Origin of the sequence: Streptomyces sp. NPDC005423 (assembly GCF_040606415.1) — a bacterium.
Classification (GTDB): Bacteria; Actinomycetota; Actinomycetes; order Streptomycetales; family Streptomycetaceae; genus Streptomyces.
On record NZ_JBEXET010000061.1, the window covers coordinates 1 to 13,489 of the forward strand.

General features: G+C 67.3%; 12 protein-coding genes and 2 pseudogenes. 5 read left to right on the top strand and 9 right to left on the bottom strand.

Annotated features, from left to right (window positions below; genetic code table 11):
- Positions 1–128: 128 nt before the first annotated feature.
- Positions 129–1,013 carry an IS3 family transposase gene (locus ABZT12_RS35840; RefSeq protein WP_356392919.1) on the bottom strand — a complete coding sequence of 295 codons (885 nt, stop codon included), beginning with the start codon at positions 1,011–1,013 and terminating at the stop codon, positions 129–131.
- On the bottom strand, positions 1,010–1,309 hold the full coding sequence (locus tag ABZT12_RS35845; protein ID WP_319689939.1) for a transposase: 300 nt from the start codon (positions 1,307–1,309) through the stop codon (positions 1,010–1,012). The genes ABZT12_RS35840 and ABZT12_RS35845 overlap by 4 nt, the downstream gene beginning before the upstream one ends.
- A 100-nt stretch (positions 1,310–1,409) precedes the next feature.
- Here ABZT12_RS35845 and ABZT12_RS35850 point away from each other — a divergent pair, with 100 nt between their 5' ends.
- Positions 1,410–1,625: a hypothetical protein gene (locus ABZT12_RS35850; protein WP_356392922.1), complete on the top strand. Its 216-nt coding sequence runs from the start codon at positions 1,410–1,412 to the stop codon at positions 1,623–1,625.
- Between the two features lie 497 nt (positions 1,626–2,122).
- Here the strand turns inward: ABZT12_RS35850 and ABZT12_RS35855 are convergent, their stop codons facing one another.
- The 6 genes and pseudogenes from ABZT12_RS35855 to ABZT12_RS35880 form a co-directional block, all read right to left on the bottom strand.
- Positions 2,123–3,931 carry a UvrD-helicase domain-containing protein gene (locus ABZT12_RS35855; protein ID WP_356392925.1) on the bottom strand — a complete coding sequence of 603 codons (1,809 nt, stop codon included), beginning with the start codon at positions 3,929–3,931 and terminating at the stop codon, positions 2,123–2,125.
- Positions 3,928–5,952, bottom strand: a complete 2,025-nt coding sequence (locus tag ABZT12_RS35860) for an AAA family ATPase (RefSeq protein WP_356393023.1) — start codon at positions 5,950–5,952, stop codon at positions 3,928–3,930. The genes ABZT12_RS35855 and ABZT12_RS35860 overlap by 4 nt, the downstream gene beginning before the upstream one ends.
- Positions 5,953–6,206: 254 nt before the next feature.
- Positions 6,207–6,640 (bottom strand): annotated as a pseudogene (locus ABZT12_RS35865) (hypothetical protein).
- A gap of 13 nt (positions 6,641–6,653) precedes the next feature.
- Positions 6,654–7,118 carry a hypothetical protein gene (locus ABZT12_RS35870; RefSeq protein WP_356392927.1) on the bottom strand — a complete coding sequence of 155 codons (465 nt, stop codon included), beginning with the start codon at positions 7,116–7,118 and terminating at the stop codon, positions 6,654–6,656.
- Positions 7,115–9,136 (bottom strand): hypothetical protein, encoded by a 2,022-nt coding sequence (locus ABZT12_RS35875; RefSeq protein WP_356392930.1) that lies wholly within the window; start codon positions 9,134–9,136, stop codon positions 7,115–7,117. The genes ABZT12_RS35870 and ABZT12_RS35875 overlap by 4 nt, the downstream gene beginning before the upstream one ends.
- A gap of 488 nt (positions 9,137–9,624) precedes the next feature.
- Positions 9,625–9,822: pseudogene (locus ABZT12_RS35880) on the bottom strand (IS701 family transposase); the annotation flags it as partial.
- A gap of 37 nt (positions 9,823–9,859) precedes the next feature.
- Between ABZT12_RS35880 and ABZT12_RS35885 the strand changes: the two are divergent.
- On the top strand, positions 9,860–10,408 hold the full coding sequence (locus tag ABZT12_RS35885; RefSeq protein WP_356392933.1) for a hypothetical protein: 549 nt from the start codon (positions 9,860–9,862) through the stop codon (positions 10,406–10,408).
- A 45-nt stretch (positions 10,409–10,453) separates the two neighbouring features.
- On the opposite strand, the gene ABZT12_RS35890 is transcribed toward ABZT12_RS35885, so the two are convergent.
- Positions 10,454–11,896 (bottom strand): restriction endonuclease, encoded by a 1,443-nt coding sequence (locus ABZT12_RS35890; protein ID WP_356392935.1) that lies wholly within the window; start codon positions 11,894–11,896, stop codon positions 10,454–10,456.
- A 183-nt stretch (positions 11,897–12,079) separates the two neighbouring features.
- On the opposite strand from ABZT12_RS35890, the gene ABZT12_RS35895 reads away from it, so the two are divergent.
- The 3 genes from ABZT12_RS35895 to ABZT12_RS35905 all read left to right on the top strand — a co-directional run bounded on the left by ABZT12_RS35895 (position 12,080) and on the right by ABZT12_RS35905 (position 13,485).
- Positions 12,080–12,859 carry a hypothetical protein gene (locus ABZT12_RS35895; protein ID WP_356392938.1) on the top strand — a complete coding sequence of 260 codons (780 nt, stop codon included), beginning with the start codon at positions 12,080–12,082 and terminating at the stop codon, positions 12,857–12,859.
- A 29-nt stretch (positions 12,860–12,888) separates the two neighbouring features.
- Positions 12,889–13,050: a hypothetical protein gene (locus tag ABZT12_RS35900; protein WP_356392941.1), complete on the top strand. Its 162-nt coding sequence runs from the start codon at positions 12,889–12,891 to the stop codon at positions 13,048–13,050.
- Between the two features lie 174 nt (positions 13,051–13,224).
- On the top strand, positions 13,225–13,485 hold the full coding sequence (locus ABZT12_RS35905; RefSeq protein WP_356392944.1) for a hypothetical protein: 261 nt from the start codon (positions 13,225–13,227) through the stop codon (positions 13,483–13,485).
- Positions 13,486–13,489: the final 4 nt, after the last annotated feature.

A 13,489-nucleotide genomic window follows, 5' to 3' on the forward strand; every position in this document is an offset into this window, starting at 1 on the left:
AAGTCCACGTCCAGCAATTCAGCAGGACCTGGATGCCGTCGAGGGTCTGGTAGAGAGTGAGTCCGCTGTATCGGCTTCTGGGGCCAGGCGCTGTTTGAAGTTTCCCCGTGCTCTTGGACACTCGTTGGTTATGCCGCGAGAGTGTGTTGGTGGCGCTGCCTGGTCTCGACCGGGGTGAGATAGCCGAAGGTCCTGTGTTTGCGCAGGCGGCGGTTATAGAAGGTCTCGATGAAGGTGAAGACCTCGGCGCGGGCGGTGGCCCGGTCGGGCCAGGTCCGGGTTCCGATCTCCTCCTTGAGCAGAGCCCAGAAGCTCTCCGCGGCGGCATTGTCGAAGCATGATCCGGTGCGTCCGCAGCTCTGGCGCAGCCCCAACGCTCGTATCTGGTCGCGGAATTGGGCGGATGTGTACTCGCTGCCGCGATCGCTGTGTATGACACAACCGGGCTCCAAATGCGCCCGGCCGTGAGCCATGTCGAGGGCGTCGGTGACGAGTTCGGCGCGATGGTGGTCGGCCATGGCGTAGCCGACGACCTCGCGCGTGGCCAGGTCGAGCCAGCAGGCGAGGTAGAGCCAGCCCTCGGCGGTGGGCAGGCAGGTGATGTCGCCGACCAGCTTGATGCCGGGGCGCTCGGCATGGAAGTCGCGGCCGATCAGGTCCGGGGCCGGCTTCGCCTTCGTGTCCGGCCTGGTCAGCGAGCGTCTCTTGCGGCGGGTGACGCCGCGGATGTCGCGCTCGCGCATCAGGCGGGCGATGCGCTTGCGGTTCACCTGTCGCCCCCGGCGCCGCAGTTCGGCATGGATTCGCGGGACACCGTAGGTGTGGCGGGAGGCGATGTGCAGCACGGTGATCTCGTGCGCGAGTGCGTCGTCGGCCGCTTGGCGGGCCCGGCGGGCGGCCTCGCTCTCGCGCCAGGCGTAGTAGGAGGAGCGGGCCACGTGCAGTACACGGCACAGCAGAACGATCGGATAGTTCGCCTTCTCCGCATGGATCAACCGGTACAACGCGTTCACCGGTCGCTTTCCTTCGCGAAGAAGGCGGTCGCTTTTTTCAGGATCTCGATGGTCTGCTGCTGTTCGCGGTTCTCCTTGCGCAACCGCCGCAGTTCCTCGCGCTCGGCGCTGGTCAGCTCGCCCGGCTGCCCCTCGCTCTGGTCTGCCTTGGCCCGGCGGTACCAGCCGCGCAGGGACTCGGAGCTGATGCCGAGTTCCCGGGCGACCGCCGTGACCGTTTTGCCCGAGGAGTCGACGAGCGCGATCGCGTCCCGCTTGAACTCTTCGGTGTACCGCTTCGTGTACTTGTTTCCCACCTGGTGCTACTTCCTCTGGAACCTCAGGTCCCAGTCTCCAGGTGTCCACGATCAAGGGGAAGGTTCAACCTGCCGAGCGGTCGACCCTGAGAACCGCACCTTGACCTGGTTCTTGCAGACACCGGAGGGCCGCCGCTACTCCAGCCATGAGGGCGCCGACGTGGAAATCACCTGGGAAGTTCGCAAGCAAGACGTCCACACGCGGGCGGATGCCCTGGTGATGCTGACCAGCGACGGCGAATATCACCGCTTCGGCGCAACCGGGTTCGATGCGACCGTGTCTTTCCGCTACGAGGTCCTGCCGCCCCTGCCATAACTACGGCCCCCGTGACCGGGCTGGTCAGTCCCGCGGTCTGGTGGGCTTCGCGATCCAGCCGGGCGGCGGCCGAGCCCGGCCGCCGCCGCAGGCTGTTCGAGGCGCGGCATCGCGGCGGCGGTTGCGGTGCCTGCAGGCACCCGCACCCATACCAGCAATCACCGAACCTGAGCACCGGTCACTACAAGTGACATGACTTGATCACCCAGCCCTCCAACTGGGATCACCGCAGACCAGACCTCACGCGTCCCCACACCCGCGCCCGGACAAAAGACCGCGCAACCCGACCGCACCCCGCACAGCAAACTGATAAGCCCAGGTGCCACCACCAGGCACTGATCAGGAACACCGCTCCTGGACAGGAGGCGCTGCGGGAACTGGGGATGGAATGGGCGTAGAGCAGGACACGAGAGATCCTCATCCGTTCGAGTGAGCAGCGAGGATCGGAACAACTGCGCTTCTTCTCGTGTACTTGGCTCAAGGATGGAGCAGCGAAGTCATTTGAGGTGGTGCGTGGTCTCCGCCTGGTAATCGATCTTCATCGCCTCCAGGTGGGTCATGACTTCCCGGTGCTTGGAGAAGGGATAGGCCAGCGCCACGAGGCGGCGTGCCCGGGTGATGGCGACGTAGTAGGTCCTCAGCAGTTCGTCGTTCTCGGTGTGGGAAAGCGGGTCGGACCATGCCTGGAGCAGTTCGGTGACGCTCTGGGGCTTGGGCAGGTGGACGAGGACCGCGTCGGCTTCGCTGCCCTTGGCCTGGTGAATGGTGGAGCTGCGCATGGCCGCGGCGGGCGTGCTCTCGCTGTCGGTCTGGGGCAGGCCGATCAGTGATCCAATGGGCTGGTGCAGTTCCTTAGTTGCCAGCGACAAGATCTTGGGTGTCGCCAGCTGGCGTTTCGAGGGCGGGAGCTGGCCTGCGAGGACCGCGCGAGCGGTGCTGCGCCAGTCGCGGGCCGGCGTCGCGTCGACCGGGGGCAGCGCGGTCAGGAACTTCCCCGCCCGGCGGCGCATGACGGCCGGGGAGATGCCGTGGGCGACCAGGCTGTCGGCAAGGGTCTCCTTGGTGTCAGGGTGCCAGTAGTCGTCGAGCAGTGTGCTGGCGATGGCCAGCGCATGCTTGCGTGCGGCCGCAGGGGCCTCAGCGGCCGTGAAGACGGCCGCGGCCCATGCCAGTGCCCTGGCATCGGTGCCCTTGGGGTGGTTCGGTGCGGGGCGTGAACGCGCCTTGGGCACGGCGTCGTTGCGGTAGGCCAGGGCCAGGCAGTCGGCTGAAGTGATGTCCTCGCGCGCGGCATAGCCGACGAATGCCTCGCCGGCGTCACTGGCGTCGAGCAGGCCTGAGGTCTTCCTTCCATGGTGGCCGTAGGGCAGGAGGAGCAAGGGGACGGCCGCGGCGTGGTGGTCGCCTACCGGGTCGTCGGGGATGCTGCGGGCGGTGGGGCGCAGGGTGGCTGCCAGCTGGCACACCGGTGGGCTGCTGCGCCAGTTGCCGTTCAGTTCCAGGTGGGTGGGCAGGTAGCGGGTGAAGGAGTCCAGGTCCTGCGGCCGTGCGTCGTTCCATTCGTAGATGCCCTGGTCGGTGTCGGCGACGACGACCAGGGGCAGGCCTGCCCGATGCAGCTGTCCGAGGATGGTGAGGTCGAGTTCGGAGCAGTCCTGCGCCTCGTCGATGACGATCTCGAAGAAGCGGTGGCGGAGCAGGTGGGTGACGGTGGGGTTCCTGACGTGGTCGAGGGCTGCGACGCGGACCTCGTGGCCAGTCATGTAGCCACGGCGCTGCCACAGGTCGTCCCGCCGCCGCTGGGCGAGCCGGAGGTAGTCCGTCTCGGACAGTTGTGAGTTCACCAGAGACCTGACAGCGGCGGGCCACTGCACCCCGGTCTGCCGGGTGGCGGGGTCGTAGCTGAAGCGGAAAGACGACAGCGGTACCTTGCGTGGTCCGACGACGGCGGCCGGTACCTGGTCCCAGGACAGGACGTGTTGCCAGGGTGGGGCCGCAGGCAGGAAGGGGCGTACTAAGTAGCGCCACAGGAAACTGTCGAAGGTGCCGATGAAGTGCGGGAAGGCCGTCAGGTCGGGCCGGTTGCCGGAGCAGCGGTCGCGGAGCTCGTCGGACGCGACGTTGGTGAAGGAGAGCAGGGCTCTGCCGGCCCGCCGGGGCCCGGGCGGGGTCAGGCAGTGCCGGTCGACGAGGACGCGGGTCTTGCCGGCACCGGGGCAGGCGCGGAGGAACAGCGGTGCCGGGGCGTGGACGGCCTGCTGCTGGCGCTGCTCGGCCTGCGCGCGGCGCGTGTCGATCAGGTTCACCGGCGGCCACCGTCCACGCCCGCGATCCACCGGATCGCGGCGGCCAGGTGCTCGGGCACACGGAAGCTGTCGGGTTGGGTGGCCAGGCGCTCCGCGAGGCGGTAGGCGTAGTCGCCCTTGGGGAGTTTGTTGGTGCCGACGGTGAACAGGGTGCCGAAGGCAGCCGCTTGCTCGTCGGGCGTGGTGGCGTCGTCGACCGTTTTCCAGCGGTGTGCCGACTTGGGGCGCAGGTCGAGGAAGACGTCCTTGAGCAGTGCCCGGTTCTCGGGCCGCATCAGTTCGGGTTCGAGGGTGGGTCTGCTCTCGGCGATGCGGAAGCACTCCACGGGCACATCCCAGTCCTGCAGGTGCTTGGTCAGGAAGACAGCACGGTTGAAGCCGGACGCCTCGGTCTCGGCCAGGACCTCGGCGGCAGTGTCCGTCGTGGCGGTGTCAGGGAGGGGCGGTTCGGTCTCCTCGGCGTCCGGCTCTGCCGTCTTCTTCGTGGGGTCCTGGTCGGTGATGACGACCACCCGGTCGGCGATGCGTACCCCGCCCACGTCGGCGAGCAGGGCCCGCAGGTAGGGGGTGAAGTCGACACCGTCGACGGCCACGATGCAACTGCCTCTGAAGACCGCCTTGGCTCGGGTGCGCGCCCGCTCGTCCGGGATGGCATTCAGGACCAGACGGGCGAAGGCCGGCATCAGCAGTGCTTCGGCCAGTCCCTCGACGAGGATCACGCGGGCGCCGAAGAGCATGGCGCTCTTGGTGATGTCCAGGTAGCGGTCGAGTTTGGCGGGCTCGTGCCGAGTGAAGGGGATGGCCGCGACGGGCACGGCTGCGGTGGTGAAGGCGAAGGCAGTCTCGGGCGGCTGCGGCGGTGCCTGCGAAACGGCAGTCTGCGGCTCGGGTGCGGCCATGTCCGCCACGGCGTCCTGGATCGCCTCAACCGCCTGGGCCGGGGTCCGGCGGCGTTTCAAAACCACCAGGTCCTTCACGGTGGTGGCAGCGGCCAGCACCGGCGAGTGAGTGGTGATGACCACCTGGATTCGACCCAGCGGCGCGCCCTCGGTCTCCGGCTCGGACGTCTGCGACTGCAGCGCCCGGCTCTTGAGGTGTTCCAGCAGCAGGTTCTGCAGCTGGGGGTGCAGATGCGCCTCGGGCTCCTCGACCAGGAACAGCGTCAGGTCGGCCCCGCGTGCCGCTTCGAGTTCGGCCAGGACGGTGGCGATGTAGAGGAGGTTGGCGTAGCCCAGACCGGAGCGGGCAATGTCCTCGACGTCCAGGCCCTCGTCGCTCATACGGGTCCGCAGCGCCCGTGCGATGGATACCAGGGTCGGATCGGCGAACGACAGCCCCATGTGCTGGGGGTGCGCGCCGGCGGTGAGCAAGTTCAGCGGATCGTTGATCCGGCCGCGGACAGCCTTAATCTTGTCGTGTTGCTCCAGGTCACGGAAGTGCTTGGCCTGCTCCTGCTCGAACGCCTTGATCGCTTCCTCGCCTCCGAGTTCGGCGGCGAGGATCAGCCTCAACCGGTTGCCGGAGCTGGAGGCGAGCTCCTGCTGGGCGTTGCGCATCGGCGGCAGATACACGTGGCGAACTGTGCGGCGTGCCTCGGGCTCCGGGTCGTCCAGCAGCCGTCCCGCCGACCAGACCGGGCGGGGAGCGCGTTCGTCTTCGGCCGGGCGGGCGAAGGCGACCGAATAGCGGGCATGGTGTCCTTTCTGCAGGTCCGGCTCCTCGCTCGCGGGAACGAGTGCCTGCAGATGCGTGGCTGCCTCGACGTCCTCCAGCCCCGTGTAGACCGCGGTCAGCTGGGCGCCGCCGTCCGCCCAGGGATGGACGTCGTCCGGTTCCCACCAGCGGTTGCGCCGCCCGTCGAGCGGATCGGTCAGCAGTCGCAGCGCGTCGATGAAGTTCGACTTACCGGCGTTGTTCTCCCCCACGACGACCGTGACGCCCTGACGCAGCGGAACGTCCATGTCCAGCAGCGACTTGAAGCCCTTGGCCGTGACTTTCCCCAGATGCAACTTCTCCCCCACTTTCCCCAAGAGCGGGAGCGTACCGGCCGAGCCATGCCCTCGGAGGGCGTTTGGGCCGGTCCGCTGAGTTGCTCGGCTCGTCTTCGACGCGGCTGCATCGGTCCGGCCGTGGCAGTCACCCGGGTGGCCGATGGTCTGGGTGGAAGGCATGGTGCGTGACGTGGACGCTGCCGGAGCCGATGCTGGCCTCCCCGTGCCTGATCCTGCTCTGCTGCCGGGGTGGCCGGCGAGCCGAAATTATGGACAGGGTTTGGTCAGCGGCGGCCGGTGGCCAGGATGACGAGGAACTGGCCGCCGCCCGCCTCGATGTCGGCGGTCACCGGCAGCCCCGGTACCAGTCGGGAGAACCGGTCCACCAGCCAATCCGCCGCTTCTTGGGCGTCCCGCCTGGTCGGACAACGGCCCACCATCTCGCGGCCCCCCTTGCGCTCCAGCCTCGCGGCAACGGTGATCAGCGGCGCGGGGTCGACCACGTACAGGCGGTCCGGCCAGGCGATGACCACCTTGACCGCGCAATTACGGCTGTTGCACCCACGGTGCGCGAGCCGCTCTGCGACCTTGGCCTCGCGGTCCGGCTGTCAACGCTCGCCCCCTGCAGGTCGTTCACCGACTTGTCGGGGTCGACCGGTTCATCGCACACCCAGCACCGCCAGCCGTCACGCTCGGCCGCATCATCAAGGAGACTCATCGGAGCAAGCAGGTCAGGCCGCCCTGGGGCGCGGGATCCACGCCGGCCGTCCGGGGACGGCTGGCAGCCTGGTGTTGTCCAGCGGGTCGAGGGCCCGCCCCGCGCGGCCCTCGCAGCGGCGCAGAGCTGCGAGGGTGACCGTGGTCGGAAGAGTGATCAGCGCCAGGTGCGTCCAGGTGGCTTCCCGCTCGGGGTGCTCCGTGAAGTGCTCGCGCAGCCGAGCGGCGATCGCGGGGCCCGTACGGTGGACGCTGCCGACGTACCGAACCGTCCGTGCGGCGGTGCAGGGGAGGTAGATGCCGGTGCGGACGTTCGACCAGTAGCCATTGCTGGTCACCTCGGTGGTCGGCACGATGAGCGGGATGGCGACGCCTCGCACGACGCCGCCACTGGCGGAATCGAGGCGCATCAGCGCATCCAGGTGGTCCGCGATGTCTGAAGTGAGTTCCACAGGCTGGCGGGCGATCAGGCTGCTCACAGGTCCGCCCCCACGGTGTCGCCTTCGCCGTACTCGAGGTTGCCGCTGAAGCTTTGCCCAATGATCTCGTGGCGCATCTCCCAGTTGCGCACGAGCTTGGCCGCGTTCTCCAGGTCGGGGGCGATCGTGCCACGCGGGTCCTTCCAGCCGCGCTGCTGGACGATGGTGGGAATCTTGTCGTCGTCGCTGCGCCCCTCCATGATTCCCAGGAGAGTGGTGACGTCAGCCACCATGCGGCGCAGCTCGTCGCCGTCCTCGGCGAGCATCGCGGATGCGGACTGGTCCTCGACCGCGTCGTCGGAGGCGAGCGCGAGCGTCCGCAGGTTCGGAGCGGTCATCGTCTTGTCGTCCGTCGGGGGTGTGGTCAGGTCAGCGGCGCACTGGTCCTTCTCCAGGCGGCGCACCGGGTAGCTGCGGCGCCCGTCGAAGATGGCCTGGGCGAGTTGCTCCAGGCCCTGGGTGGTGGCGGCGAGGAAGGCCAGCAGCTGGCCGGGCTCCTGGGCTTCGCCCTTCTGGGCGTTGAGCGCGCTGCGCTCCAGCAGGACGGTGTCACCGGTGCCGCAGGTGAGGTAGAACGCGCCGCGCAGCGCGATCTGCTGGGTGGCGGGTCCCATCGGCGGGATGTCCGTGTTGCCCCTCGCGCGCTGGAGCCTGGCTGCGGCAAGCTCGGCGCGGGCGTCGGTGAGGATCTCTTCGATGGGCCTGATGTCGACTCCCATGCTGCGCAGGCCCTTGCCGTTCAGGGCGCGCTCGAGGGCGGACTGGCGGCCGGCCTGCCCGGGGACGGCGCGGGCGATGACGGCGGCGGTGAGGAAACTGCGGGCTCTGGTGCGGTCGCGGCCGACCACGCCGCGGGTGCGCAGCGCGGCGGTGATGTGTCGGTCGCCCGCGGTGTCCGTGTCCAGCAGGAGGGTTGCGGCGACGAGAGCGGCGATGTCGTCGCGGTATGCGATGTGGGTGGGGATCTCGGTCGGGTTGTCGAACCAGCGGCGGGTCTCGGCGGCACTGGTGCCGGGGTGGGTCTTCAGGAAGCCCTTGGCCTGGAGGCTGTCGAGTACGGCCGCAGCGCGGATCTGCCAGGCGGTGTCAGAGCTGAAGGGGGTGGGCTGCTCGATGTGGTGCTGGGCGACGATGCGGCGCCTGGCCTCGGCGAGGGAGACGTCCTTGACGTTAAGGACGATCCTGGTGGAGGGCATGACCGCGCGGACAAGCATGAGGCGTTCGCGTTCGGTGATCGGCCCGGGCTCGGGGGCGGTGATCTTTCCGGCGATGCCGAGGAGGTTGGCGCGGTGCTTCTGGAGGGGGTGCTCGCGCAGCTCGGTGGCGTTGGTGGGCACCTTCTCCAGCGCGGCGAGGACCTTGGAGGCGGTCATACCCTCCTTCTCCTGGATGAAGTAGGTACGGCCGTAGCAGTCGCCAGTCTCCAGGCCGCCGATCGGGACGCGGCCGGGGAAGCGCAGGAGGAAGGGAAAGAGAGTGCCGCCGATCCGGATGCCGTGCGCGCAAATGTCCGCGCCGTACTTGTTCCTCAGCTCGATCTCAGCGTCGATCAGCTTGATCTGGTCGAAAAAGAACGCGGTGCCCTTCTCCTTGTCCAGTCCCAGATGCGGATCGGTCAGATCGAGCATGCACGCGGCGGTGCCGTTCTCGGCGTACGTGGTGTAGCGGGGCATCTTGAATCCGCCGGACCAGCGTTGTTCGTCCATGCGCAGGTTCTCCGGAGCCCGCACGAGACCTGCCACCAGGATGTCGGTATTGACCGACTGGGCGATCACGCCGGGGGCCAGCAACTCGAAGCGGCGCCGCTTGAGCTGGTCCAGCATGTGCTGGGGGTTCGCGATGGTCAGCGGAATGGTGGAGGCCGACTCCGGGGGGAGGCCGGCACTGATCAGGGCCTCGCGCAGAGCCTTGTGCTGCGCCCACGAGAGGGGTTTGATCTGCTCGGCGCGGAGGCGCAGTTCGGCGTCTTCGGAGATGGTGTCGTTGACCGTGAGGTCGGTCATGAGGGTCTGGTTCACCGTTGTCTTCCGCGGGTCGGGGCGTGCGGGTCGAGCACGCCGGTGAGGGCGTGCGATCAACGCACGAGCAACGGTGCCCCGGACGTTCCCAACCTCGCGGTCCCGGGTCTCGGGCCGGTTGGCCGGAGCGCGCTCGGGCCCGGACCCAGAGTTCGGCAGCCACGGCAGGGCCGTGCGGTTCTCGTCGCCGCGTGAACAGGATTCACACGGCGGCGCCTTGGGCGTTCCCGGCGAACTATCGCCAGCTGAAGGGAAGGTAACAGTCTGTTAGGTCGGGAAGCAATACACCGTCAGTACAGCAGGTCAGGACCCCCTCTACAGCGGCTCAAGCAGCGACATGGGCGAAAGCGAGCACGCGCCGGGCACGCTGACCAGCCGTGGTCGGGGCTGGACGCGTCACAGCCGGACCTTGGTCGGGGCGATGGTCTGGTTCTAGTGGTCGGGCCGACCACCGCGAAATTCGGGTTATCCACAGGCCGAAACATGATCGGCAGGTCCGCGAGTAGTCCCAGGACCAGGTGCCGTATTCGCCGTCGGGGTTCGACCCGGGCAAACCGGCCTGCGATGCGGTCCATCAGGCTCTCGAACGCTTCCTGCCAGCGGGCAGCGTCTACGCTGTGACCTGCGGCTACCGCGTGATCGTTTGTCTTCGCACACCGATGATCAACGGTGGCCGCACCTGCCAGTGCCAGCAGGGCGGAACGGCTCGTCGAAGGAGACGCAGTGCTGGGATTGCTGGGCTTCTACGACGAACTCGACACCAGCTCCGGCCAGCCGAACGGATCGATCCGCGACGCCGTCCGGCCCGTCGGCGAGCCGGACGAGGCGGACCTGGTGTCCTACCTGGACGCCGGGCACGTCCTGCTCGACGTCATGGAAGCCGGACACGACGTCATCACCGGCAGCACCCACCCGCGCTCTCCGGGATGCTCGTCCCTGGTAACCGACGGCACCTGGTTGTGGCGCCAGGACTTCCCGCACTACCTGGAAACCCACCACGTCTCGCTGCGCCAGACGTTCCTCGACCACGTCCGCAGCCTGAACTACCAGATGCCCACCATCACCGTCGCGCAGTTCGCCCCGCACTACAACGAGACCATGCCCCTGGTCGGCTGGGCTTCGGCCGTCCCGTGGCGATCGACGGCGACCACGCTTGTGCCTGAACCACGAGCAGTGACCAGCAAAGCCCAGTTCGAGGCGGCGATGCTGACCCAGGACCGGAACCGGCCGCAAGGCAGCTGGGGCAAACGGCGCAAGCCACGGAAAGCATAGGCACCAGCAGCGCAATGAGACGGTGCCGCTGCGCGCCCCGCTCCGCTACCAGTCGGCCACGGCCCGCAGGACCACGGCGTCAGAGGTACGCGCATACTCCCACGAGTACAGGTGGTACGCCTCCTTGGGCTCATCGAGCTGGTGATGCGACCGCAGCGCACAGACGAGCAGCTCGCTTTCTTCGACCCTGCCCGGCCATTCCTCCGGGGCCGGCATACCGTTCTGGCGGCGGTTTGGATTTCTCACCACCAGACCGGTGACCCACTCAGGAGGTGCACCGCCGGATTCCGCCTCGTCCCAGAACACGTCGCTGTGCGAAACGAGGTAACCGACGACCTCCAGCGGAACCCTCTGAACCAGGCGATGCCGGATGATGGCCGGGCTGGTCAGCGGACGGAAGTAGCTGAACTCAGCGGCGTCGAACTGCTCGAACAAGTGCCGGATCGGCTGGAGGTCCACGGGGATTCCGGGCAGCTGGAACGACAGATGGCATTGGTAGACCGACCGGAAGCGGTGGCTGGCGATGTTGGCGGTGAGGGTGTAGAAGCCTCCGCCCTGGCATGTGTCGAAGTAGACGATCTGTTCGGTGTGGTGCGCCTTCTCCAAGCTCTCTTCGCGCTTCTTCCAGGCACGCAGCGCTTCAACGAACTCGCGGGCGCCAGCGCCGTGCCAGTTCGCGCCGGACTGCTGGATGTTCCATCGCGGCTCACCGCTGATCCACCCCATCGAGTCCAGCCCGCACAGCAGCTCCACAATGCCGTCCTCGTTGAACACGCTGACTTGCGCGTCGAGGGAGACGCCGCTGCCGCTGCCGAACGCCCAGTCCACGTCGGGCAGCTCCTGCACGAGGACGAACTCCCCGAAGCCGCCCCCGGACGTGACGTACGGCAGCGGTTCCAGGTCAGCGCCGAGCAGCCGCGCCTCGGCACCTGGCAGGTCCGTGGCCGGACGGCGCCGACGCCGGGGTTTCGGGGCAGCGGCGAGGTGCACGCGGCCGTGGGTGATCAGTTCCTCCCGCTTCACCTGCAGGAGGTTGACCAGCGACCTTGGTGTGCGCAGGACCTGGGTCAGCTCCTCTTCGCCGAACAGCAGGATCGGCCCCCGGTCCCGTCGCACTCGCAGATCCTCCACCGCCGATTCGGTGAAGCCGTTCACGCTGATGATGACGCCGAGGACAGAAGAGGAGGCGGCCCGATCCAGCCGTGACCGGACAGAATCGAAAACGTCGGCGTCGGCCGGCCCGTTGTGCCACTTGGCCTCGATCAAGTACCAGGTGTCCCCGTAGCGGGCCACCAGGTCCGTCTGCCGCGGTTTCGCGATCGACGCGTTGCGGTCAACCCGGAAGTGCGCCCGCCGGAACAACTCCTCCAGCAGCACCTCCAGCTGATAGCCCCGCCTGTGCGCGGACGACAGCGATCCGAGCCGATTGAACTCCGCGAGCAGCGACGAACTTCCCGCCCTGACGTGTTTCCCCTCACCGGACGCCATCGGCTCCCTCCCTCTCCCAGTCCTCAACGACGGACTCTTTCAGCTCCACCGCCGCGTCAGGGACAGTTCTTGATCAAAGGGCACGTGACCAGCGTGACCTTCTCCGTCAGCACTGAGACAACTCAGGCTTGTGCGCATTGAGGGCCACTGCCGGATTCCCCCGTTCTCTGCCACCATCTGCCCATGGTTGGCAGCAGCGATCGTTCAGCGCTTCGCGCTCTGCTCGACACAGCCGTCGCGCCTCTCAGCAACCTGACGCACACCGTGCTTAGTCATGCCTTCGAGCGACTGGGTATGCCAGCGATTCCCGAGGACGCCGGCAGCAAGCGGGTACGGGTTGAACAGAGCCTCCAGCAGGTACCCGACGCTGAACTACCGCGACTGGCTCAACGCGTCCTACAGCAGCAGGACTTCCCCTTCCCTGTGCGCCCGTCGCTCCGCCATCGACTCGAAGACCTGCTGTGGGAAGAGGGCGCACTACCCGGCATACCCAAGAAGACCCGCCGTGAACTGGCGCGCGCCCTGTATCTCCCGGAGCTCACCCAGCACCATGACCGCTTCCTGCAGCTGCTCGATCGCCTCTGGGTAATCGAGGGACCGGACCTTTCCTTCAACGAACTCAGCGCGCTGCTGCTGAACGGGACGCGACCGGTGACGCTGAAGGACCTCATCGAAAAGCACGTCTTCCGCAACGAGAAGGACTGGTCGGCCGAGCAGCTTTTCGAGAGCCTCGGTGCGTTCGAGGCAGGGAACGCCAGGTTTGCCCGCTTCCTGGAAGGACTTGTCTCAGCGGACGTTCTCCTGGACGAACATCTGCAGGAGAAAACAGCCAACACGATCAACGATCACCTCCGCGCCCATGGGATCGAGTTGCGGCAGACCGGCAGCGATGGCTGTTCACCCTGGTGTCGACGCGTCTGCACATCAACCGGAAGCCGAAGAACATCATCTTCGCTTCCCTAGCGAAACCGGACATTCGTTTCCGATCCTCGGTGGACAACGACATCGAGATCGTCGGCGGGCGACCGGGCGCCACCCTTGTCTATGACCGGGAGATCCCTGTCGAGGGTCTGCGTTGGCGTGACCTGCACAGCTGGTGGCAAGACACCCACAAGTTCAGCAGCGAGAGCGACGCCGCTGAAGATCTCTACTAGCGGCTCCTCAGGAGCCTGCCGGGCAACTCGCCCGGCCAAAGGAACCTTTTCACGGCATACCGCACGGCTCACCCGTTCTGCGCGGATGACCTTGCCCTCCTGCCCGAGGTATGGCTGCACTGGGATCCCAAGACTGTCGAGGAACGCGGCCCCGAAGCGTTGCTGCGTTCCCGCATGGACTTCCTTCTGCTCCTGCCCTTCGGACAGCGTGTCGTCCTGGAGGTCGATGGGGTGCAGCACTACACGAGCGACGACGGCCACACTCCTGACACCACCAAATACGCGGATATGGTCTCCGCCGACCGGGATCTCAAGCTCAGGGGCTACGAGGTCTTCCGCTTCGGCCCCGACGAACTGAAACGGCCCGAGGACGCCAAGAAGCTTCTACTCCAGTTCATCCCCGACATGTTCAGCCGCTTCAAAGTCAAACTCTGACGCC

Excerpts from the sequence above, each read along its gene's own strand:
- ABZT12_RS35905 (WP_356392944.1), top strand. The coding sequence starts at position 13,225 with ATGGACTTCCTTCTGCTCCTGCCCTTCGGACAGCGTGTCGTCCTGGAG.
- ABZT12_RS35895 (WP_356392938.1), top strand. The coding sequence starts at position 12,080 with ATGGTTGGCAGCAGCGATCGTTCAGCGCTTCGCGCTCTGCTCGACACA.
- ABZT12_RS35890 (WP_356392935.1), bottom strand. The coding sequence starts at position 11,896 with ATGGCGTCCGGTGAGGGGAAACACGTCAGGGCGGGAAGTTCGTCGCTG.